This is a genomic window from Serratia sp. CY56464 (assembly GCF_052168435.1).
GTDB lineage: Bacteria > Pseudomonadota > Gammaproteobacteria > Enterobacterales > Enterobacteriaceae > Serratia > Serratia marcescens.
The window spans coordinates 106,867-127,646 of record NZ_JBJNMV010000002.1; the positions used below are offsets into that span (position 1 = coordinate 106,867).

Sequence of the window (20,780 nt, forward strand, 5' to 3'; positions counted from 1 at the left end):
CCGGTCATGTGCTTGATATCTGTGTTGCTTGCGGCACCTGCAGCCTATGCGGCCAACGTGCGGCTGCAGGTGGAGGGGTTAAGCGGAGAGTTGGAAAAAAACGTCCGGGTGCGGCTGTCGTCGATCACGCCTGAAGAGGTTGGCACCGACGGCCGCTTCCGCGCGCGGGTGGATGAGGCGGTGCGCCAGGGGCTGCGCGCGCTCGGCTATTACCAGCCGACCATCGAGTTTACGCTGGACGATCGGCCGGGGATGTCGCGCCCGGTGCTGCACGCCAAGGTCAATCCGGGCGAGCCGGTGCGCATCGCCGGCGCCAACATCGTGCTGGAGGGCGGCGCAAAGACCGATGAGGACTACCTGACGCTGATAAAGAAGGGGCGGCCGACCATCGGCGAGATCCTCAACCACGGCAAGTATGACAGTTTCAAAGGCTCGCTGACCGGCCTGGCGCTGCGCAAAGGCTACTTCGACGCCGATATGACCAAAAGCCAGCTCGGCGTGGCCGAAGATCTGCACAAGGCGTTTTGGGATATCGATTTCAACAGCGGCGAACGTTACCGCTTCGGCAAGGTGAAATTCACCGGTTCGCAAATTCGCGAAGACTATCTGCAAAATCTGGTGCCCTTTCATCAGGGGGATTACTACAGTTCGGAGGATTTGGCCGAGCTGAATCGCCGTTTGTCCGCCACCAACTGGTTTAACTCGGTGGTGGTGTCCCCTGATTTCAACGATGCCAAAGAGAACAAGATTTTGCCGTTGGACGCGCTGGTGACGCCGCGCACGCGCAACACCGTCGAAACCGGTATCGGTTATTCCACCGACGTCGGCCCGCGGGTGAAAGGCACCTGGAAAAAGCCCTGGCTCAACGATCGCGGGCATAGCCTGGAAACCAGCGCCAGCGTGTCGGCGCCGGAGCAGCAGCTGGATCTGACCTATAAGATCCCGTTGCTGAAGAATCCGCTGGAGCAGTATTACCTGCTGCAGGGCGGGCTCAAGAACGTCGATCTTAACGACACCAAATCCGTGACCTCCAAAGTGGTGGCCTCGCGCAACTGGGATCTCTCCAGCGGCTGGCAGCGGGCGATCAACCTGACCTGGCGCTGGGATAACTTTACCCAGGGCAACGTCAGCAATACCACTATGCTGCTGTACCCCGGCGTCAGCTTCAACCGCACCCGTTCGCGCGGCGGGCTGATGCCGACCTGGGGCGACAGCCAGCGCTATTCCATCGACGTGTCCGACACCTCCTGGGGCTCCGGCGTGGACTTCGCGCTGATGCAGGCGCAGAACGTCTGGATCCGCACTCTGGCCGACAAGCACCGTTTTGTGGCGCGCGGGCAGGTGGGCTGGATCGAAACCAACGACTTCGACAAGGTGCCGCCGGATCTGCGTTTCTTCGCCGGCGGTGACCGCAGCATTCGCGGCTACAAGTACAAAGACATTTCGCCGCGCGGCGACGACGGCAAGCTGACCGGCGCCTCCAAGATGCTGACCGGCTCGCTGGAGTACCAATACAACGTGACCGGCAAATGGTGGGGGGCGATGTTCGTCGATTCCGGTGAAGCGGTGAACGATATCAAGCAGAGCAACTTCAAGACCGGCGCCGGCGTAGGCGTGCGCTGGCAGTCGCCGGTGGGGCCGGTGAAGCTGGATATCGCCGCGCCCGTGGGGGACAAGGACACCCACGGGATGCAGTTCTACATCGGTTTGGGGCCTGAACTATGAGCCTGATTAAAAAGATTTGCCTTGGATTTCTGGTCGTCCTGCTGTTGCTGATCGGCGGCCTGGCCTTCCTGGTGGGGACCACCACCGGTTTGCATATGGTCATCAACGGTGCGGCGCGCTGGGTGCCGGGGCTGGAGATCGCCGGCGTCAGCGGCGGCTGGCGCGATCTGACGCTGAAGGGCGTGAAGTATCAGATGCCGGGCGTGACGGTCAACGCCGGGCAATTCCATCTGTCCCTCGATCTCTCCTGCTTTAAACGCAGCTCGCTGTGCGTTAACGCCTTGACCGCTCAGGACGTGGACGTGGCGGTGAACACCAAAGAGATGGCGCCCTCCGCGCCGGTGGAGGAGAGCAGTGAGCCGACCACCAATCTCAGCACCCCTTATCCGATCACCCTGCGCCTGTTGGCGCTGAATAACGTCAAGGTCACCGTCGACGATACCGCCATCTCTCTGGCCGAGTTCCGCACCGGCGCGCAGTGGCAAGAGCGCGCGCTGACGCTGATGCCGACCAAGATCGGCTCGCTGCTGATCGCCTTGCCGAAAACGCCGCAAAATCCGTTGCCGGAAGCGGTGCAACCGGCGGTCGAGGTGGCGAAAAAGGTCGGCGAGCAGGTCACCGACGCGGCGAAACCGGCGCCGCAGCCGGAAGAGAAGCCGCTCGGCGAAACGCTGAAGGAACTGTTCGCCAAACCGCTGTTGCCGGATCTGCCGGACATCCGCCTGCCGCTGGATATCACCGTGAAAGAGATCAGCGGCGAACAGCTGCGCTTGACCGGCGATACCGACGTGCTGATCACGAGCCTGTTGCTGCAGGCCAGCACGCAGGATCAGCATATCCAGTTGGACAATTTCGACGTGAAGTCGCCGCAGGGCACGCTGTCGGTGCAGGGGCAGGCGACCCTGACCGGCGACTGGCCGGTGGCGCTGACCGCCAACAGCGCGTTGAACATTGACCCGCTGAAGGGCGAGAAGGTGAAGCTGAACATCGGCGGCGGGTTGCGCGACGAGCTGAAGGTCGCGCTGAACCTGTCCGGCCCGGTCGGCGCCCAGCTCGATGTGCAAACTCGGCTGGCCGAAGCCGGCCTGCCGCTGGCGCTGACGCTGCAGAGCAAACAGCTGAAATGGCCGCTGAGCGGCGAGGCGCAGTACCAGGTCAACGATTTCCGCCTGCGCTTTAACGGCAAGGCGACCGATTACGCGCTGTCGACGCGCGCCAATCTGAAAGGCCAGGATCTGCCGCCGGCGGTGCTGACGCTGGACGGCAAAGGCAACGTCGAGCAGTTCAAGCTGGAGCGCCTGCGGCTGGCGGCGCTGCAGGGCAATACCGATCTCACCGCGCTGGTGGACTGGAGCAAGGCCATCAGCTGGACCTCGCAATTGACGCTGAGCGGCATCAATACCGCCAAGCAGTGGCCGGAATGGCCGGCGAAGCTGGATGGCAAGATCACCACGCGCGGCAGCCTGCACGGCGGCAGCTGGCAGTTGCAGGTGCCGGTGCTGCAGCTGGACGGCAACGTGAAGCAGAATAAGGTCACGGCGCGCGGCACGCTGAGCGGTAACGCCGCCGGGCAGTGGAAAATCCCCGGCATCGATCTGACGCTGGGGCGCAACCAGCTGAACGTCAAAGGGCAACTGGACGAGAAGAGCTGGAACCTGGACGCCAACATCGACGCGCCGCGTCTGGACGGCGCGCTGCCGGGCCTCGGCGGCACCGCCAAAGGGCTGTTGAAACTGCGCGGCAATCTGCAGGCGCCGCAGCTGCTGGCGGATTTGACCGCTTCCGGCTTGCAGTGGCAGGCGCTGCGCATCAACCGCGTGAAGATCGACGGCGACGTGCGCTCCACGGATCAGATTCAGGGGCAGTTGGCGGTACGTGTCGAGCAGCTGAAGCAGGACGCGCTGGAGGTCAGCTTGCTGACCCTCGACGCCAAGGGCAGCGAGAAGCAGCACCAACTGCAGTTGAAGATCGACGGCAAACCGGTCTCCGGCCAGCTGGCGCTGCAGGGCAGCTTCGATCGTCAGCAGCAGCGCTGGCGCGGCAATTTGAACAATACCCGCTTCGATACGCCGGTAGGGGAGTGGCGCCTGACGCGCGCCATTGCGCTGGACTACCTGAACGCCGAGCAGAAAATCAGCGTCGGGCCGCACTGTTGGCAGAACCCGAACGCCGAGCTGTGCGTGCCAAAGACCATTGAAGCCGGCCAGAGCGGCCAGGCCAGCGTGGTGCTCAACCGGTTCGATCTGGCGATGATCAAGCCGTTCCTTGGCCCGGAAACCGCCCTGAGCGGCGTGTTCACCGGCCGGGCCGACGTCAGCTGGAAGCCGGGCGGCGCGCTGCCGGAGGCGAAAGTCACGCTCGCCGGCAACGGCGTCAAGGTGGTGCAGCAGGTGCAGGGCAACGCGTTGCCGATCGCCTTCGATGCGCTGACCCTCAACGCCGGCCTGAACAACGGCCGCGCGCAGGCCGACTGGCGGATCAAACTGACCAACAACGGCCAGTTCGACGGCAATATCCAGGTGGCGGATCCGCAGGTGCGGCGCACTATCAGCGGCAACGTCAATATCACCAACATCTCGCTGGCGCTGATCAACCCGGCGCTGATGAAGGGCGAAAGCGCGGCGGGCATGCTGAACGCCAACCTGCGTCTGGGCGGCAGCGCGCAGAAGCCGCTGGTGTTCGGGCGTCTGGCGTTGGATCGGGCGAAGGTGCAGGGGCACTGGATGCCGTTCGACATGACCGACGCGCGGCTGGCGGTGAATTTCAACGGCATGACCTCGACGCTGGAAGGGCTGCTCAGCACCACGCGCGGCCAGCTGAATCTGGCGGGCGATGCCGACTGGCGTGACATCAACGCCTGGCGCGCGCGCATTGCCGCCAAGGGTGACAAGCTGCGGGTGACGGTGCCGCCGATGATCCGCATCGACGTATCGCCGGATCTGGTGTTCGAAGCCACGCCGCAGCTGTTCTCGCTCAACGGCAAGGTCGACATTCCCTGGGCGCGCATCACGGTGCAGGAACTGCCGGAAAGCGCGGTGGGCGTCTCTTCCGACGAAGTCATGCTGGACGATCAGCTGAAGCCGATTCAACCGAAGACCGCCTCGATCCCGATCAACAGCAACCTGATGATCCACGTCGGCAACGACGTGCGGCTGGACGCCTTTGGCCTGAAAGCCCGCTTGAAGGGCGATTTGAAAGTGGTACAGGACAAGAAAGGGCTGGGCCTCAACGGCCAGATTGACATCCCTTCCGGTCGCTTCCATGCTTATGGTCAGGATTTGATCGTGCGTAAAGGGCAGCTGATGTTCTCCGGCCCGCCGGATCAGCCGCTGCTCAATATCGAAGCGATCCGCAACCCGGAATCCACCGAGGACGACGTGACCGCCGGCGTGCGCGTGACCGGCCTGGCGGATGCGCCGAAGCTGGAAGTGTTCTCCGATCCGGCCAAATCGCAACAGGAAGCCCTGTCTTATCTGCTGCGCGGCCAGGGCTTGAACAGCTCCGGCGCCGACGGCAACGCCATGACGTCGATGTTAATCGGCATGGGGGTTGCACAAAGTGGTCAACTTGTGGGTAAAATCGGCGAGGCATTCGGCGTGAGTAATTTGGCTCTGGACACCCAAGGGGTTGGCGACAATTCCCAGGTTGTCGTGAGCGGCTATGTCCTCCCAGGCTTACAAGTAAAATATGGGGTGGGCATTTTCGACTCGCTGGCCACGCTGACGTTGCGTTATCGCCTGATGCCTAAGTTGTATCTTGAAGCGGTGTCTGGTCTCGACCAGGCATTAGATTTGCTCTATCAGTTTGAGTTTTAGCGATGCGAATAATTGTCTACGGCAGTTTACGGCGCAAACAGGGAAACAGCCATTGGATGACCAACGCCCAATGGCTCGGCGAGCACGAGCTCGAAGGCTATCAGATTTATAATCTGGGCCATTACCCGGCGGCGATCCCTGGAGAGGGCACGATACATTGCGAAGTGTATCGTATTAACTCATCGATTCTGGCAGAGCTGGACGAACTGAAAAGCAACACCAAGGACTATAAGCGCGAGCTGATTCAGACGCCTTATGGGAGTGCGTGGATCTACCTGTATAAACACAGCGTGGACGGTTACCCGCGAATTACCAGCGGTGACTGGCTGAAACGCCTCGAAGATCAGTAATAAAAAAACACCGCTCAATGAGCGGTGTTTTTTCATCGGACGGCGGCGAAAATTACTTCTTGGCAGCGCGTTCGAAGGAGGCGATGATTTCCGCTTTAGCCGCAGCAGCGTCTGCCCAGCCTTCCACTTTCACCCATTTGCCTTTTTCCAGATCTTTGTAGTGCTCGAAGAAGTGAGCGATCTGGGCTTTCAGCAGTTCCGGCAGGTCGTTCACGTCTTTCACGTGATCGTACTCTTTGGTCAGCTTGCTGTGCGGTACCGCAACCAGCTTGGCGTCTTCACCGGCTTCGTCGGTCATCTTCAGCACGCCAACCGGACGGCAGCGGATCACGGAGCCCGGCTGCAGCGGGTATGGGGTTGGGACCAGCACGTCAACCGGATCACCGTCCAGAGACAGAGTGTGGTTGATGTAGCCGTAGTTGCACGGGTAGAACATCGCGGTGGACATGAAACGGTCAACGAACAGCGCGCCGGTTTCTTTGTCGATTTCGTATTTGATTGGATCGGCGTTGGCCGGGATTTCGATTACTACGTAGATGTCTTCCGGCAGGTCTTTGCCAGCAGGGACCAGATTCAAGCTCATGTCGGTTTCCTTTAATCATCAAACCAGAAATGGAGTGGCGGCTATTATAGCGGACTCTTTTGCGATTTCCTGCCCTTTTCATCGTCGAAAACCCCGCGTGCCGGCGCAGGGATAATTTCCAGATTAATCCCGCCACGGCATGAAGTTTTGTCTCCGCCTGCCGATAACTTCAACAAACAATAATGAGCCAGCAAAGCTGGCTCCGCGTTTTGCCACCCCTACTACGTCTGATCTCACTATTCTGAAGCCGGGAAGAACTCATGCTAAAAAAGATTACGGTGAAGGCTGGGCTGATCGCCCTGCTGAGCCTGATGACCATGCTGCTGATCATGGTCAGCGTTATTGGCGTCAACGCGATTAACGAAGGATCGCGCTCGATCCATACCTTAAACCAGATCCTCGGCGAAGAGCTGGGCTCGCTGGCCAACAGCTCCAACCTGACGCTGCGCGCCCGCACCGCCGCCTCGCTGGCGGTGCGCCAACGGGAGATCGGCCAGATCGATGTCGCTGACGCCACCGTGGGCCGCATTTACGGCTACCTCGAGCAGTCGAACAAGGAAATGGCGCGCTTTGTCGGCGTCGGCACCGTGACCGAGCGCGGCCGCGAACTCTCCAATCGTCTGCAAAACAGCTATCGCGCCTACCTCGAGCAGGGCGTGAAGCCGATGGCCGCCGCCATCAAGGCCGGTAAAATCGATGAGTATTACCATATTCAGGAGACCCGCATCTCTGCGTTGAGCATCGCGTTTGAAAAGGATCTCAGCGATTTCCGCAGCTTCGCCATGAAGCTCGGCGAAAAGCAGGTGTATGACGCGGAAAACAACGCCAGCACCAAGATCTCGCTGATCGTGGTGGCGGGCCTGCTCAGCGTGCTGCTGGCGGTGCTGGCCTGGTTCGCGCTGCGCGTGATCATTTTGCGCCCGTTGGACGAGTCCATCGCGCAGTTGGAACACATCGCCGGCGGCGATCTGACCCATGAGATCCGTGGTGAGGGCGATACCGAGATGGGCCGCCTGGTGCGGGCGATGCAGCGCATGCAGCAGGCGTTGGCCATTTCGGTCAGTAAAGTGCGTGACGCCAGCAGCCAGATCGACACCGGCTCGCGCGAACTGGCGGCCGGCAACCTGCATCTGGCGCAGCGTACCGAAGAGTCGGCCGCGTCGCTGGAAGAGACCGCCGCCAGCATGGAACAGCTGACTTCGACGGTGAAAATGAACGCCGAGAACTGCGAGCAGGCCAATCAGCTGGCGCTGAGCGTGTCCGATATCGCCAACCAGGGCAGCGACGTGGTCAGTCAGGTCATGAGCAAGATGCAGGCGATCACCGACAGCTCGCGCCGCATCGCCGACATCATCAGCGTGATGGACGGCATCGCCTTCCAGACCAATATCCTGGCGTTGAACGCAGCGGTGGAAGCGGCGCGCGCCGGTGAACAGGGCCGCGGTTTCGCGGTGGTGGCCGGCGAAGTGCGCAATCTGGCGCAGCGCAGCGCCCAGTCGGCGAAAGAGATCAAAGGGTTGATCGAAGCGTCGCAGAACCGGGTGCAGGAAGGCGAGCAGATGGTGGAGTCGGCGGCGCAGACCATGAGCGGCATCACCGGTGAAGTGGGCCGGGTGACGGCGTTGATGCGTGAGATCTCGGCGGCGACGCGCGAACAAAGCAGCGGTATCGAACAGGTGAACCTGGCGGTGGCGCAGATGGATCAGGTGGCGCAACAGAATGCGGCGCTGGTGGAGGAGTCTGCGGCGGCGACGCGCTCGCTGGAAGATCAGGCTCAGCTGCTGGCGCAGAGCATGGCGGCGTTCAAGCTGTAAGGCGATAAGGGTTCGGCGTGGCGCCGAACCCTTGCCAGAAACGCGTTACTCGTCCGGGTTTTCGGCGATGAAGCGTTCTGCGTCTTCTACCATTGACTTGGTGCCGACGAAGAATGGCGCGCGCTGGTGCAGTTTCACCGGCGTGATGTCCAGAATGCGATTTTTGCCGTCGCTGGCCTTGCCGCCGGCCTGTTCGGCCAGGAACGCCATCGGGTTGCATTCGTACAGCAGGCGCAGCTTGCCTTGCGGGTGGCTGGCGGTGCTTGGGTAGATGTAGATGCCGCCTTTCAGCAGGTTGCGGTGGAAGTCCGCCACCAGAGAACCGATGTAGCGCGAGGTGTAAGGGCGCTGCGTCGCTTCATCCTGCTCCTGGCAGTACTTGATGTATTTCTTCACGCCGAGAGGGAACTTGATGTAGTTGCCTTCGTTGATGGAATACATGTTGCCGCTCGCCGGGAAGCGCACTTTCTCGTGAGAGAGACAGAACACGCCCAGAGACGGATCGTACGTGAAGGCGTGGACGCCGTAACCGGTGGTGTACACCAGCATGGTGGACGAGCCGTAAACCACGTAACCCGCTGCGACCTGGGCGCTGCCCGGCTGCAGGAAGTCTTCTTCGGTCACCGGCGTGCCGACCGGCGTGATGCGACGATAGATAGAGAAAATCGTACCGACCGAGACGTTGACATCGATGTTGGACGAACCGTCCAACGGATCCATCAATACGACATACTTGGCATTTTCAGCTCGCTCGCCGTCGAATATCACGATTTCATCTTCTTCTTCGGAAGCGATACCCGCAACTTCACCACGCGCTTTCAACGCCGCTTTCAGTTTTTCGTTCGCGTACAGGTCCAGTTTCATCTGAACTTCGCCCTGTACGTTGGACACCCCGCTGGTCCCCAGAATATCAACCAGGCCGGCCTTGTTGATGTCGCGGTGGATGATTTTGGCGCCCAGTTTAATGGCAGAAAGTAACGCAGTCAGCTCGCCGGTGGCGTGCGAGAAGTCGTGCTGTTTCTCGACGATAAATTCGCCTAACGTTTTCATGACACAATCCCTGAATCTACGGATGGATAGCGGCCTGTTAACAAACCGCCAACGTTTTCGCGAGCAGTGTAGCCCAAAGATGCGCGCCATTCATAGGCAAATCCATTTCTTCTGGACGATTCTGAGCGTTAGAATATGCCGACATTCGATGCACTCACATGAGAAACCTATGCGCATTCACATTCTTGGGATCTGTGGCACCTTTATGGGCGGGCTGGCGATGCTGGCGCGCTCACTGGGGCATGACGTCACCGGTTCGGACGCCAACGTCTATCCGCCGATGAGCACGCTGCTGGAGAACCAGGGGATCGATCTGATTCAGGGTTATGATCCCGCCCAGCTGGATCCGGCGCCGGATCTGGTGATCATCGGCAACGCCATGACGCGCGGCAACCCGTGCGTGGAGGCGGTGCTGGAGCGCGGTATCCCTTACGTTTCCGGCCCGCAGTGGCTGCACGATGCCGTGTTGCGCGATCGCTGGGTACTGGCGGTCGCCGGCACCCACGGCAAAACCACCACCGCCGGCATGGCGACCTGGATCCTCGAAGCCTGCGGCTACCAGCCCGGCTTCGTCATCGGCGGCGTGCCGGGCAACTTCGACGTCTCGGCCCGCCTCGGCGGCAGCCCGTTCTTCGTGATCGAGGCCGACGAGTATGACTGCGCGTTCTTCGACAAACGCTCCAAGTTCGTGCACTACAGCCCGCGCACGCTGATCATGAACAACCTGGAGTTCGACCACGCCGATATCTTCGACGATCTGAAAGCCATCCAGAAACAGTTCCACCACCTGGTGCGTCTGGTGCCGGGCAAAGGCAAGATCATCCTGCCGGACAACGACAGCCACCTGAAGCAGGTGATGGCGATGGGCTGCTGGAGCGAACAGGAGATGGTGGGCGAAGAGGGCGCCTGGCGCGCGCAGAAGCTGACGCCGGACGCCAGCCATTACGCGGTGTTCCTCGACGGCGAGCAGGTCGGCGAAGTGAACTGGGCGCTGGTGGGCGAGCACAACATGCATAACGGCCTGATGGCCATCGCCGCGACCCGTCACGTCGGCGTGCAGCCGGCGGACGCCTGCCGCGCGTTGGGCGATTTCATCAACGCCCGCCGCCGCCTGGAGCTGCGTGGCGAAGCCAACGGCGTCACGGTTTACGACGATTTCGCGCACCACCCGACGGCGATCCTGGCCACTCTGGCCGCGCTGCGCGGCAAGGTCGGCGGCACGGCGCGCATTCTGGCAGTGCTGGAACCGCGATCCAACACCATGAAAATGGGCATCAGCAAAAACGATCTGGCGCCTTCGCTCGGCCGCGCCGACGAAGTGTTCCTGTTCCAGCCGCACCACATTCCGTGGCAGGTCGCGGAAGTGGCGGATGCCTGCGTGCAGCCGGCGCATTGGAGCGCGGATCTCGATACGCTGGTGGAGATGGTGGTGAAAACCGCGCAGCCGGGCGACCACATTCTGGTGATGAGCAACGGCGGTTTCGGCGGCATTCACGATCGCTTGCTGGACGCGTTGGCGAAAAAGCAGGAACCGAAGGTGACCTACTGATCGTTCAGCCGCATAAGCCAATCTAAGGGCCGCATTCGCGGCCTTTTTTACGCCCATAAAAAAGCCCTCGCGAGCGAGGGCAACGGGGGTCGTCGGATAGGACGACGAGAGGGTCTCTGGGAAATCGGCGTTTGCGTCAGAACTCGGCAGTGGCAGTGACGAGGGTAATCAGCTCTGCAAAGCCGTTCCCAGAGTTGTTATTTGTAAATCTCGGCGGTGGCGTGGTAGTTGCCTTCGTTACGGGCTTCGATCACGCGGTAGGCGGTCGCGCCTTTCGCGTCGGCTTTCTCCGACAACGCCTGGCGAATATCGGTCGGCGCGCCGTCGATACCGCTGACGGTAATGGTGCCGATAGATTGCAGATTGGCGGTCTGATCGTTAGTCACCAACTGGGCGGCAGATGCGCCGAAGGAGATGACGGACAGCAAACCGAGTGCAGCAAGAGTAGTTTTCATGTTCATGATAGCGATCCTTGTTCATAACAGCCTGGAAGGGCTTGGCAGCGATTTTTATTCTTGAAGGCCGTTATGACAGCGTTTGATTCCAGAGAGGTATTGCCCGTTGCCGGGTAATGCCGTTACTTATTTGTAGATTTCAGCGGTCGCGTGGAAGTTGCCGTCGTTGCGCGCTTCGATTACGCGGTAAGCGGTCGCCCCTTTGGCGTCAGCTTTGTCGGACAGCGCCTGGCGAATGTCGGAAGGCGCCGCGGCGACGCCGCTCACGGTGATCACACCGGCGGGCTGCAGTTTTGCGGCCTGGGTTGCATCAACAGATTGTGCTGCGAATGCACCAAAGGAAAGCATGGACAGAACGCTCAGGGTTGCAACGGTAGCTTTAATTTTCATCATCTCACCTCATCGTATTCTTTTATCAGTTCCAACGAACTGTGATTCAGTTCACGAAAATGAGTATACAGCTAGTAACGCGAAAAATTAATAGTTCGCTAACAGTTGCTAGTGAAACTTTAACCTCATGATCCTTATTTTTTATAACCGTAAGGAATAAAAAACGCTCATAAAACGATCTTTTGATGTTAAATTTATGTAATTTCAATAAGGTAAGTGATTTTGACTAAAAGTGCGGAAGATCACAGTGGGTACTGCTGGTTACATGGATATGTCATGGAAATGTGTTGTTACGGGATAAAAAAGCAGTGTTAAACGCGGTTGAAGGCTGGGAAGGTAACGCGAGGGTTAAAGAAGCGCTAACAAAATGCGGTTTACAGCCGCACTTTGTTAGCGCCAGGTTTCACAGCTCTTGCTCGAACACGCCCAGGATCGCTTCATGCAGCTTCTGAGCGGTAAAGCCGCTGGACGGGGTGACGAAAATCGTGTCGTCGCCGGCAATTGTGCCGAGGATACCCTGGGATTTACCCAGTGAGTCGAGCAGGCGGGCGATCAGCTGCGCGGCGCCCGGGCTGGTGTGGATCACCACGACGGCATCGTTATGGTCGACGTCGAGCACCAGATTCTTCAACGGGCTGGTGGTGGTCGGCACGCCGAGTTCGGCAGGAAGGCAATACACCATTTCCATTTTGGCATTGCGCGTACGTACCGCGCCGAACTTGGTCAGCATGCGCGATACTTTGGATTGGTTAATGTTTTCGAAGCCTTCTTCTTGCAGCGCCAAAACGATCTCGCCTTGAGAACTGAATTTTTCTTCTTTCAATAACGCTTTGAACGTCTTGATCAGATCTTCCTGTTTTGCGGGATTACGCATTTTGCACCGTGGAATGTTGATAGTGGAAGTCATGATTATGCATATAGATGAATTTTTATGCAACAAAGGCCGCCCCAAAGAAAATAAAAATGACCGGACGGCGAGGAAAGGGCGGCATTTTAACAAAATCCGGCCGCGATGAATATGCCCTTTTGACGACGGAAAATCGGCCTGCAGTGGTAAATAAAATGTTATTAAAATGATGTTGTTCTGATGTTGCGTAAGGGTGTAATGTAACGGCCGGTTAACTTGCTCGTGAATAACCTCGCACTATTTTTGATTAGTGTGCGCTATGCCCTTCATGCGTAAGCGATTTAATCTAAAATGGGCGCGACAGCGGCCGTTTTATTACACCTGCAGGCAAGAATTGGCTAATTTATTGTTTTGAAAGGTGTAATAACGTAAGGTCCGTAACCAACACATTCACGGCGCTTTATATATTTAAGATAATAAAGGAGTATAGGATGAAAGTTGCAGTTCTCGGTGCTGCTGGCGGTATCGGCCAGGCCCTCGCCCTTCTACTCAAAACCCAGCTTCCTTCAGGTTCTGAACTCTCTCTCTACGACATTGCCCCCGTTACCCCAGGCGTTGCCGTCGACTTAAGCCACATCCCAACCGCAGTTAAAATCAAAGGCTTCAGCGGCGAAGACGCGACTCCGGCTCTGCACGGCGCGGACGTGGTGCTGATTTCCGCCGGCGTGGCCCGTAAGCCTGGCATGGATCGCTCTGACCTGTTCAACGTTAACGCCGGCATCGTGCGTAATCTGATTGAGCAAGTGGCGAAAACCTGCCCGAAAGCCTGCATCGGCATCATCACCAACCCGGTTAACACCACGGTCGCCATCGCGGCGGAAGTGCTGAAAAAAGCCGGCGTTTACGACAAGAACAAACTGTTCGGCGTGACTTCGCTGGATATCATCCGTTCCAACACCTTCGTGGCCGAGCTGAAAGGCAAGCAGCCGGAAGAATTGAACGTGCCGGTGATCGGCGGCCACTCTGGCGTGACCATCCTGCCTCTGCTGTCGCAGATCCCTGGCGTGAGCTTCACCGAGCAGGAAGTGGCGGATCTGACCAAACGCATTCAGAATGCCGGTACCGAAGTGGTGGAAGCCAAAGCCGGCGGCGGATCTGCAACGCTGTCCATGGGGCAGGCGGCCGCCCGTTTCGGTCTGTCTCTGGTGCGTGCGCTGCAGGGCGAGAAAGGCGTTGTGGAATGCGCTTACGTTGAAGGCGACGGCAAATACGCTCGCTTCTTCGCGCAGCCGCTGGTGCTGGGCAAAAACGGCGTTGAAGAACGCAAAGATATCGGCACCCTGAGCGCCTTCGAGCAGAAAGCGCTGAACGAGATGCTGGACGTGCTGCATAAAGATATTGAACTGGGCGAGAAGTTCATCAATAACTGATCGACACCGATAGTCAGCCGATAAACGCCGCCGGACGCTGTTCCGGCGGTTTTTTTTGCTCCGCGTTCACGATTTGATACGTGCTTTGCGATCCAGCAGGCAATCGTTGTGCGGATCGTAATAGCGGCTTGGCCAGATCTCCGAAGGGTGGATGCCTATCGCTTCGGCGATCAGCCATTCCCCCTTCGGCCACGGGCGCGACAGCGCATTGGCCAGCGTCGATGAGCTTAATCCGGCCTTGCGCGACACTGCCGCCAGCGTGGTGCCCTGCTTGCGTAGCGCCGCGATGATATCTGCCGGATGCCAATCTGGGTTCCTTGAATTCATGTTTACATTCCTTTTCTGATTAGCCAAAGTTGCGTTAGTGGTATAACTAACGGGTCATGGTTAAGCGTTTGAACAACGTGAAACGCTTATTCGGAAATAAGAATACCATTAAATTTCCTAAAAAATACCCAGGTAATTTCCAAAAAACGACATTGCCCACTATTGCCCAGAGATGATGGCTATGAAAAACGAGTGGTTTGCCGCCAAGGAACTGACAGGCATCGCAGGATTACCCTCCTCACCACAGGGAATCAATCTGATGGCCCGACGCGAAGGCTGGATCAGCCGCAGGCGTAAAGGCGTGCAGGGAAAAGCGTTGGAGTACCATATCGACAGCCTGCCTCCAGGCGTGCGTAACCTGCTGGCGCTGAAGGAAGACGGGGCGGCATATGACGTAGAACGCCAGGATCCGTTGGCGGTCTGGATCGAGTATTACTACCATTTGACGGAGAGCGAGCGCGAGAGAATGGTGGCTTTCCTGATGCGGGAAGGGATCGGCGGCCTGCTGGCGCGTATCGACGAAGAGAGCAATACCTAGGCAGGCCCGCCTGGGCGGGCCTGATGAATACATTTGGAAATCACGATTTCTTAAAAGTCGCGTTGTACCGCCAAATGGGCCAGGCCTTCCAGCGCTGTTCGGTGCTCTGATGCCGGCAATACCTGCAGCGCGGCGATCGCCTTGTCGGCTTCTTCCTCGGCGCGTTTGCGGGTGTATTCCAGCGAACCGCATTGCTGCATCGCCTGCAGCACCGGCTCCAACAGGTGACGGCCGTTGCCTTGCTCAATCGCGCCGCGGATCATGTCACGCTGGGCGTCGTCGCCGTTGTGCATCGCGTGCAGCAGCGGCAGGGTCGGTTTCCCTTCGTTCAGATCGTCGCCGGTGTTTTTGCCCAGGGTGCTGCCGTCGGCGCTGTAGTCGAGCAGATCGTCGATCAGCTGGAAAGCGGTGCCGAGGTAGCGGCCATAATCTTGCAGCGCCTGTTCTTGCTCAGCGCTGGCGCCGGACAGGATCGCCGACGATTGCGCCGCCGCCTCAAACAGACGGGCGGTTTTGCTGTAGATCACCCGCATATAACTTTCTTCGCTGATGTCGGGATCGTGCACGTTCATCAACTGCAGCACTTCACCTTCGGCGATGACGTTGACCGCCTCCGACATCAGCGCCAGCACGCGCAGGGATTCCAGGCTGGTCATCATCTGGAAGGCGCGGGTATAGATAAAGTCGCCGACCAGCACGCTGGCGGCGTTGCCGAACGCCGCGTTGGCGGTGGCTTTGCCGCGGCGCATGTCCGATTCGTCGACGACGTCGTCATGCAGCAGCGTGGCGGTATGAATGAATTCGATCAGGGCGGCGACGGTGACGTGCTTGTTGCCTTCGTAGCCCAACGCCCGCGCCGCCAGGACGGCGATCATCGGCCGGATGCGCTTACCGCCACCGCTGATAATGTAATAGCCAAGCTGATTGATGAGCGTGACATCGGAATTCAGCTGTTCGAGAATTGTTGCGTTCACGGCCGCCATATCTTGCGCGGTTAACTCGGTAATTTGCTCTAGGTTCATTGTGTTTTTTTCAGCTGTGTTTCTCTTCACCGCGTTGAGATCGCTGCTCACATCGGTACATGGCGGTAACTGTCCCTATGATTGTACTTGAAAAACGGTTCAGATAAACGCCACGAAAGAAACTGCGCTTTTTTTCTTCTTTTTTCTTGTTCTGGTCTTATTCTGCTCTTGTCATGCGCTGCTTTTTTGCGTAGAATTCGCGCCCTATTGTGAATATTTATAGCGCGCTCTGAACTAACACAGTCGGGCACGCGGAAAGCGGAGTTTTATATGTACGCGGTTTTCCAAAGTGGTGGTAAACAACACCGAGTAAGCGAAGGTCAGACCGTTCGCTTGGAAAAGCTGGACATCGCAACTGGTGAAGCGGTTGAGTTTGACCAGATTCTGATGATCGCTAATGGCGAAGATATCAAAATCGGCGTTCCTTTCGTCGATGGCGGCAAGATCAAAGCTGAAGTCGTTGCTCACGGTCGTGGCGAGAAAATTAAAATCGTTAAGTTTCGTCGTCGTAAACACCACCGTAAGCAGCAGGGCCACCGTCAGTGGTTCACTGACGTTAAAATCACCGGCATCAGCGCTTAAGTTAGGAGAGCGGATTAATGGCACACAAAAAGGCTGGCGGCTCGACTCGTAACGGTCGCGATTCAGAAGCTAAACGTCTGGGCGTAAAACGCTTTGGCGGCGAAGCAGTACTGGCAGGCAGCATCATCGTTCGTCAGCGCGGCACCAAATTCCACGCTGGTACCAACGTGGGTTGCGGCAAAGACCACACTCTGTTTGCTTTGAAAGACGGTAAAGTCAAATTCGAAGTTAAAGGCCCGAGCAATCGTAAATTCATCAGCATCGAAGCTGAATAATTTTTCGAGCCTTACGAAATAGATGTAAGCCCCGCAATTCGTTGCGGGGCTTTTTACATTTATGGGTTGCCTGAGGGCAGGCCCGTCAGCGTTGGCGAAGGTGATATGGATACGAAGCAGCAGGTCGGCGTTGGTATTTCTTTGGCGTTAACCACGGCGGTTTGCTGGGGCGCGTTGCCGATCGCGATGAAAGAAGTGTTGGTGGTGATGGAGCCGTTTACCGTTGTCTGGTATCGCTTTACCATGGCCGCCATCGGTTTGGGCCTGATCCTTGCGGTGCGCGGCAAGCTGCCGCCGCTGACGATGTTCCGCCAGCCGCGTTGGCTGCTGCTGTTGGCGATCGCGACGGCGGGGCTGCTTGGCAACTTTGTGTTCTTCAGCTCCTCGCTGCAATACCTGAGCCCGACGGCGTCGCAGGTGATTGGCCAGCTGTCGCCAGTCGGTATGATGTTCGCCAGCGTGCTGATTTTAAAAGAACGCATGCGCATCACCCAGGTCATTGGCGCCCTGATGCTGATTTGCGGGCTGATGCTGTTTTTCAACGTCAGTCTGATAGAGATCTTCACCCGGCTGACGGACTACACGCTGGGCGTCATGCTGGGCGTGTGCGCGGCGATGGTCTGGGTGAGCTATGGCGTGGCGCAGAAGGTGTTGCTGCGCCGGCTGGCTTCGCCGCAGATCCTGGTTATGTTGTACACTTTATGTGCGATTGCGTTGTTCCCTCTGGCCAAACCCGAGGTGATTTTCCAGCTTAGCGGCTGGCAATTAGCGTGCCTGCTGTTTTGCGGCGCCAACACGCTGATCGGCTATGGCGCGCTGGCAGAAGCGATGGCGCGCTGGCAGGCGGCGCAGGTGAGCGCGTTGGTTACGCTGACCCCGCTGTTTACCCTGCTGTTTTCAGATTTATTGGCGCTGGCTTGGCCCCAGGCATTCGCCATGCCGACGCTGAACATCGTCGGCTATGTCGGTGCGTTTGTGGTTGTGGCGGGCGCCATGTTTTCCGCAATTGGTCACCGGTGGTGGCCGCGACGGGCAGACCCCCCCCTGGTTGCTCCTTTGAAGCAGCCCGGTGAATGATTTACGGAGACGGTAAATGAAGTTTGTAGATGAAGCAGCGATTCTGGTCGTTGCAGGCGACGGCGGCAACGGGTGCGTCAGCTTCCGCCGCGAAAAATATATCCCGAACGGTGGGCCTGACGGCGGCGACGGCGGCGACGGCGGCGACGTCTACCTGCTGGCGGACGAGAACCTTAACACCCTGATCGACTACCGCTTTGAGAAGTCTTTCCGCGCTGAGCGCGGCCAGAATGGCCAGAGCCGCGATTGTACCGGCAAACGCGGTAAAGACGTCATCATTAAGGTGCCGGTCGGCACGCGCGTGAAGGATCAGGGCACCGGCGAGATCCTCGGCGACATGACCCGCCACGAGCAGAAGCTGATGGTCGCCAAAGGCGGCTGGCACGGTCTGGGCAACACCCGTTTCAAATCTTCGGTCAACCGCGCGCCGCGTCAGAAGACGCTGGGTACCGCCGGCGAAGCGCGTGACCTGTTGCTGGAGCTGTTGCTGCTGGCCGATGTGGGCATGCTGGGGCTGCCGAACGCCGGCAAATCGACCTTCATCCGCGCGGTGTCCGCCGCCAAGCCGAAGGTGGCCGATTATCCGTTCACCACGCTGGTGCCGAGCCTGGGCGTGGTGCGCATGGACCACGAGCAGAGCTTTGTGGTCGCCGACATTCCGGGGCTGATCGAGGGCGCCTCGGAAGGCGCCGGCCTGGGTATTCGTTTCCTGAAACACCTGGAGCGTTGCCGCGTGCTGCTGCACCTGGTGGACATCGCGCCGATCGACGAATCCGATCCGGTGGAAAACGCCAAAGTCATTATCAACGAGTTGAACCAATACAGCGAAAATCTGGCGCAGAAGCCGCGCTGGCTGGTGTTCAACAAAATTGATGTGATTGGTGAGGAAGAAGCCGCCGAACGCGCCAAGGCGATTGTGGAAGGCATGGGCTGGGAAGGGAAGTACTACATGATCTCCGCCGCCAACCGCGAAGGCGTCAATGCGCTGTGCTGGGACGTGATGAACTTCATCAACACCCAGCCGAAAGCGATGGCGATCGAAGAAAGCGCACCGGAAAAAGTCGAATTCATGTGGGATGACTACCACCGCGAGCAAATCGCGGAAGTGGAAGCCGAAGCGGAAGATGACTGGGATGACGACTGGGACGAAGACGACGACGAAGGCGTCGAAATCATTTACCAGAAGTAATTCGGTGATAAAGGGCTCAGCAACGCTGGGCCCTTGTTATTTGAGCGCCTTTTCCGGCAGCCAGCACTGGGCATTCAGGCCGCGCGCATCGCGGCGGTTTTCCAGCGTCAAACGCCCCTGGTGCAGTTGCGCGATGCGGATCACGATATTCAGGCCCAGTCCGCTGCCGCCGTAGCGTTGATCCATGCGGCGAAACGCCTGCGTCAGTTCCCCGACCATCTCTTCCTTGATTCCCGGGCCATCGTCGATGACCTGCAGCAGATAGCCGTTGTCTTGCGGCGTTAACCGCACCTGTATCGCGCCGCCTTCCGGGCCGTAACGGTGGGCGTTTTCGACCAGGTTGCGCAGCAGCAGCCGCAGCAGCACCGGATCGCCGTTCACGGTGGCAGCAGCCGGCAATTGCCAGCCCAGCGTCTGCCCGCGTTGGGCGGTCATTTCGTCGAGCTCTTCACGCAGCGGCTGGATCACATCGGCCACCCAATCGAAATGCTGATAATGGCCGCTGGCGAAGTCTTGCCCGGCGCGCGACAGCATCAGCAACTGCTCGACGGTGTGCATCAGCTGATCGATGCGGGCGATCAGCGCCTGGCTGCCCTTGACGCCCTGCTTTTCCATCAGTTCCAGGTGCAGGCGGATGCCGGCCAGCGGCGTGCGCAGCTCGTGGGCGGCGTCGGCAGTGAACAGGCGTTCCTGTTGAATGGTGTTATCCAGCCGTGAAAACAGCTGATTGAGTGCATTGGTGACCGCCACCATTTCCTGACTGTCGCTGGTGATTGGCAGCGGCGTCAGGTTATCGGCAGAGCGTTTTTCCAGCCGTTGCTGCAATTGGTTGAGCGGGCGGATGATCCAACTGATGGCCCAAAACGACGCCAACAGCGTGACGATCATCATGATCAGCGAAGGCGCCAACAGCGACGCGATGGCCTCGGCGATCTCGGTATCGACGCGTTCGGTACGCACTTTGGCGGACAGGGTTTCGTCCACCAGGAAGCTGATCTGTTCCTGGCTTTCGTGCCACAGCCAGAAGGCGCTGATGAGTTGCGTGACCAGCAGGATCAGCGCCAGCATCAGCAGCAGGCGGCGGCGCATGCTGATCATGACGAGGGTTCCAGGCGGTAGCCGATGCCGCGCACGGTGCGGATGCGATCCTTGCCCAGTTTGCGGCGCAGGTTGTGGATATGCACTTCCAGGGTGTTGGACCCTAAATCGTCTTGCCAGGTGTAGAGATCCTGCTGCAGGAGTTCGCGGTTGACCGTCTGCCCGGCACGCATGATCAGGCGCGCCAGAATGGCGAACTCTTTCGGCGTGACCTCCACCGGCTGCTGTTGCAGATAGACCTGCTGGCTGGAGAGATTCAACTGCAGGTCATCCACCTGCATCAGATTGTCGCTGTGACCCTGGTAGCGCCGCAGGAGGGCGCGCACGCGCGCCTGCAGCTCAACCAGCGCGAAGGGTTTGACCAGGTAGTCGTCGGCGCCGGCGTCCAGCCCATCGACGCGGTCTTCCAGGGCGTCGCGGGCGGTCAGGATCAGCACCGGCAGATCGATCTGTTGGCGGCGCCACTGCCGCAGCAGCGCGGCGCCGTCCATGTCCGGCAGACCGAGATCCAGGATCACCATGCTGTATTGGCTGGTGATGAGCAGGCTGCTGGCTTCCGCCGCTGTGGCGGCGCAGTCGCACACGTAGCCTTCGCCGGTCAGCGCCAGCGCCAACCCTTGTTGCAGCAGTTCATCATCTTCAACGACCAGCAGCTTCATGGCGA

At 58.9% G+C, this 20,780-nt stretch carries 20 protein-coding genes; 11 read left to right on the forward strand and 9 right to left on the reverse strand.

Going from position 1 to position 20,780, the window contains the following annotated elements; genetic code table 11:
* The first annotated feature begins 6 nt into the window (after positions 1-6).
* Genes tamA through ACJ8KE_RS14155 form a run of 3 tightly spaced genes read left to right on the forward strand, consistent with a single transcriptional unit; the run spans position 7 to position 5,890 of the window.
* Complete coding sequence (tamA, locus tag ACJ8KE_RS14145; RefSeq protein ID WP_374937321.1) at positions 7-1,725, forward strand: autotransporter assembly complex protein TamA; 1,719 nt, start codon at positions 7-9, stop codon at positions 1,723-1,725.
* Positions 1,722-5,540: an autotransporter assembly complex protein TamB gene (gene tamB, locus ACJ8KE_RS14150; RefSeq protein ID WP_089185224.1), complete on the forward strand. Its 3,819-nt coding sequence runs from the start codon at positions 1,722-1,724 to the stop codon at positions 5,538-5,540. Before tamA ends, tamB begins: the two co-directional genes overlap by 4 nt.
* A gap of 2 nt (positions 5,541-5,542) precedes the next feature.
* Positions 5,543-5,890: a gamma-glutamylcyclotransferase family protein gene (locus ACJ8KE_RS14155; RefSeq protein ID WP_004933596.1), complete on the forward strand. Its 348-nt coding sequence runs from the start codon at positions 5,543-5,545 to the stop codon at positions 5,888-5,890.
* A 52-nt stretch (positions 5,891-5,942) separates the two neighbouring features.
* Here the strand turns inward: ACJ8KE_RS14155 and ppa are convergent, their stop codons facing one another.
* Positions 5,943-6,473 carry an inorganic diphosphatase gene (gene ppa, locus ACJ8KE_RS14160; RefSeq protein ID WP_004933594.1) on the reverse strand — a complete coding sequence of 177 codons (531 nt, stop codon included), beginning with the start codon at positions 6,471-6,473 and terminating at the stop codon, positions 5,943-5,945.
* A gap of 260 nt (positions 6,474-6,733) precedes the next feature.
* Here ppa and ACJ8KE_RS14165 point away from each other — a divergent pair, with 260 nt between their 5' ends.
* Entirely contained in the window at positions 6,734-8,287 is a 1,554-nt protein-coding gene (locus ACJ8KE_RS14165; RefSeq protein WP_110146632.1) for a methyl-accepting chemotaxis protein, read from the forward strand.
* Between the two features lie 45 nt (positions 8,288-8,332).
* Here the strand turns inward: ACJ8KE_RS14165 and fbp are convergent, their stop codons facing one another.
* Positions 8,333-9,337, reverse strand: a complete 1,005-nt coding sequence (gene fbp, locus ACJ8KE_RS14170; protein ID WP_004933587.1) for a class 1 fructose-bisphosphatase — start codon at positions 9,335-9,337, stop codon at positions 8,333-8,335.
* 169 nt (positions 9,338-9,506) lie between these two features.
* Here fbp and mpl point away from each other — a divergent pair, with 169 nt between their 5' ends.
* A complete protein-coding gene (mpl, locus tag ACJ8KE_RS14175; protein ID WP_079451159.1) occupies positions 9,507-10,886 on the forward strand; it encodes a UDP-N-acetylmuramate:L-alanyl-gamma-D-glutamyl-meso-diaminopimelate ligase in 1,380 nt (459 codons plus the stop codon).
* Positions 10,887-11,083: 197 nt separating this feature from the next.
* Here the strand turns inward: mpl and yhcN (ACJ8KE_RS14180) are convergent, their stop codons facing one another.
* The 3 genes from yhcN (ACJ8KE_RS14180) to argR all read right to left on the reverse strand — a co-directional run bounded on the left by yhcN (ACJ8KE_RS14180) (position 11,084) and on the right by argR (position 12,605).
* Entirely contained in the window at positions 11,084-11,347 is a 264-nt protein-coding gene (yhcN, locus tag ACJ8KE_RS14180; protein ID WP_025305042.1) for a peroxide/acid stress response protein YhcN, read from the reverse strand.
* 120 nt (positions 11,348-11,467) lie between these two features.
* Positions 11,468-11,731, reverse strand: a complete 264-nt coding sequence (yhcN, locus tag ACJ8KE_RS14185; RefSeq protein WP_004933574.1) for a peroxide/acid stress response protein YhcN — start codon at positions 11,729-11,731, stop codon at positions 11,468-11,470.
* 403 nt (positions 11,732-12,134) lie between these two features.
* The gene (gene argR, locus ACJ8KE_RS14190) at positions 12,135-12,605 is read right to left on the reverse strand and encodes a transcriptional regulator ArgR (protein ID WP_016929335.1); all 471 of its coding nucleotides are present in this window, start codon (positions 12,603-12,605) and stop codon (positions 12,135-12,137) included.
* 464 nt (positions 12,606-13,069) lie between these two features.
* On the opposite strand from argR, the gene mdh reads away from it, so the two are divergent.
* A complete protein-coding gene (mdh, locus tag ACJ8KE_RS14195) occupies positions 13,070-14,008 on the forward strand; it encodes a malate dehydrogenase (protein WP_028127571.1) in 939 nt (312 codons plus the stop codon).
* 66 nt (positions 14,009-14,074) lie between these two features.
* Here mdh and ACJ8KE_RS14200 read toward each other — a convergent pair whose 3' ends face one another.
* Positions 14,075-14,335: a helix-turn-helix domain-containing protein gene (locus ACJ8KE_RS14200; protein WP_016929333.1), complete on the reverse strand. Its 261-nt coding sequence runs from the start codon at positions 14,333-14,335 to the stop codon at positions 14,075-14,077.
* A gap of 181 nt (positions 14,336-14,516) precedes the next feature.
* On the opposite strand from ACJ8KE_RS14200, the gene ACJ8KE_RS14205 reads away from it, so the two are divergent.
* Positions 14,517-14,873: a DNA-binding protein gene (locus ACJ8KE_RS14205; RefSeq protein WP_028127572.1), complete on the forward strand. Its 357-nt coding sequence runs from the start codon at positions 14,517-14,519 to the stop codon at positions 14,871-14,873.
* A 50-nt stretch (positions 14,874-14,923) separates the two neighbouring features.
* On the opposite strand, the gene ispB is transcribed toward ACJ8KE_RS14205, so the two are convergent.
* On the reverse strand, positions 14,924-15,895 hold the full coding sequence (gene ispB, locus ACJ8KE_RS14210) for an octaprenyl diphosphate synthase (RefSeq protein WP_016929331.1): 972 nt from the start codon (positions 15,893-15,895) through the stop codon (positions 14,924-14,926).
* 270 nt (positions 15,896-16,165) lie between these two features.
* Here ispB and rplU point away from each other — a divergent pair, with 270 nt between their 5' ends.
* The 4 genes from rplU to cgtA all read left to right on the forward strand — a co-directional run bounded on the left by rplU (position 16,166) and on the right by cgtA (position 19,018).
* On the forward strand, positions 16,166-16,477 hold the full coding sequence (gene rplU / locus ACJ8KE_RS14215; protein ID WP_004933561.1) for a 50S ribosomal protein L21: 312 nt from the start codon (positions 16,166-16,168) through the stop codon (positions 16,475-16,477).
* Between the two features lie 17 nt (positions 16,478-16,494).
* Positions 16,495-16,752, forward strand: a complete 258-nt coding sequence (gene rpmA / locus ACJ8KE_RS14220) for a 50S ribosomal protein L27 (RefSeq protein WP_004933559.1) — start codon at positions 16,495-16,497, stop codon at positions 16,750-16,752.
* Positions 16,753-16,857: 105 nt separating this feature from the next.
* Positions 16,858-17,829, forward strand: a complete 972-nt coding sequence (locus ACJ8KE_RS14225) for a DMT family transporter (RefSeq protein WP_016929330.1) — start codon at positions 16,858-16,860, stop codon at positions 17,827-17,829.
* Positions 17,830-17,845: 16 nt separating this feature from the next.
* The gene (gene cgtA / locus ACJ8KE_RS14230) at positions 17,846-19,018 is read left to right on the forward strand and encodes an Obg family GTPase CgtA (protein WP_004933553.1); all 1,173 of its coding nucleotides are present in this window, start codon (positions 17,846-17,848) and stop codon (positions 19,016-19,018) included.
* A 36-nt stretch (positions 19,019-19,054) separates the two neighbouring features.
* On the opposite strand, the gene pmrB is transcribed toward cgtA, so the two are convergent.
* Positions 19,055-20,116, reverse strand: a complete 1,062-nt coding sequence (gene pmrB, locus ACJ8KE_RS14235; protein ID WP_016929329.1) for a two-component system sensor histidine kinase PmrB — start codon at positions 20,114-20,116, stop codon at positions 19,055-19,057.
* Positions 20,113-20,775, reverse strand: coding sequence for a two-component system response regulator PmrA (pmrA, locus tag ACJ8KE_RS14240; RefSeq protein ID WP_004933545.1), 663 nt, complete (start codon positions 20,773-20,775; stop codon positions 20,113-20,115). Before pmrA ends, pmrB begins: the two co-directional genes overlap by 4 nt.
* Positions 20,776-20,780: the final 5 nt, after the last annotated feature.

Excerpts from the sequence above, each read along its gene's own strand:
- tamA (WP_374937321.1), top strand. The coding sequence starts at position 7 with ATGTGCTTGATATCTGTGTTGCTTGCGGCACCTGCAGCCTATGCGGCC.
- tamB (WP_089185224.1), top strand. The coding sequence starts at position 1,722 with ATGAGCCTGATTAAAAAGATTTGCCTTGGATTTCTGGTCGTCCTGCTG.
- ACJ8KE_RS14155 (WP_004933596.1), top strand. The coding sequence starts at position 5,543 with ATGCGAATAATTGTCTACGGCAGTTTACGGCGCAAACAGGGAAACAGC.
- ppa (WP_004933594.1), bottom strand. The coding sequence starts at position 6,473 with ATGAGCTTGAATCTGGTCCCTGCTGGCAAAGACCTGCCGGAAGACATC.
- ACJ8KE_RS14165 (WP_110146632.1), top strand. The coding sequence starts at position 6,734 with ATGCTAAAAAAGATTACGGTGAAGGCTGGGCTGATCGCCCTGCTGAGC.
- fbp (WP_004933587.1), bottom strand. The coding sequence starts at position 9,337 with ATGAAAACGTTAGGCGAATTTATCGTCGAGAAACAGCACGACTTCTCG.
- mpl (WP_079451159.1), top strand. The coding sequence starts at position 9,507 with ATGCGCATTCACATTCTTGGGATCTGTGGCACCTTTATGGGCGGGCTG.
- yhcN (WP_025305042.1), bottom strand. The coding sequence starts at position 11,347 with ATGAACATGAAAACTACTCTTGCTGCACTCGGTTTGCTGTCCGTCATC.
- yhcN (WP_004933574.1), bottom strand. The coding sequence starts at position 11,731 with ATGAAAATTAAAGCTACCGTTGCAACCCTGAGCGTTCTGTCCATGCTT.
- argR (WP_016929335.1), bottom strand. The coding sequence starts at position 12,605 with ATGCGTAATCCCGCAAAACAGGAAGATCTGATCAAGACGTTCAAAGCG.
- mdh (WP_028127571.1), top strand. The coding sequence starts at position 13,070 with ATGAAAGTTGCAGTTCTCGGTGCTGCTGGCGGTATCGGCCAGGCCCTC.
- ACJ8KE_RS14200 (WP_016929333.1), bottom strand. The coding sequence starts at position 14,335 with ATGAATTCAAGGAACCCAGATTGGCATCCGGCAGATATCATCGCGGCG.
- ACJ8KE_RS14205 (WP_028127572.1), top strand. The coding sequence starts at position 14,517 with ATGAAAAACGAGTGGTTTGCCGCCAAGGAACTGACAGGCATCGCAGGA.
- ispB (WP_016929331.1), bottom strand. The coding sequence starts at position 15,895 with ATGAACCTAGAGCAAATTACCGAGTTAACCGCGCAAGATATGGCGGCC.
- rplU (WP_004933561.1), top strand. The coding sequence starts at position 16,166 with ATGTACGCGGTTTTCCAAAGTGGTGGTAAACAACACCGAGTAAGCGAA.
- rpmA (WP_004933559.1), top strand. The coding sequence starts at position 16,495 with ATGGCACACAAAAAGGCTGGCGGCTCGACTCGTAACGGTCGCGATTCA.
- ACJ8KE_RS14225 (WP_016929330.1), top strand. The coding sequence starts at position 16,858 with ATGGATACGAAGCAGCAGGTCGGCGTTGGTATTTCTTTGGCGTTAACC.
- cgtA (WP_004933553.1), top strand. The coding sequence starts at position 17,846 with ATGAAGTTTGTAGATGAAGCAGCGATTCTGGTCGTTGCAGGCGACGGC.
- pmrB (WP_016929329.1), bottom strand. The coding sequence starts at position 20,116 with ATGATCAGCATGCGCCGCCGCCTGCTGCTGATGCTGGCGCTGATCCTG.
- pmrA (WP_004933545.1), bottom strand. The coding sequence starts at position 20,775 with ATGAAGCTGCTGGTCGTTGAAGATGATGAACTGCTGCAACAAGGGTTG.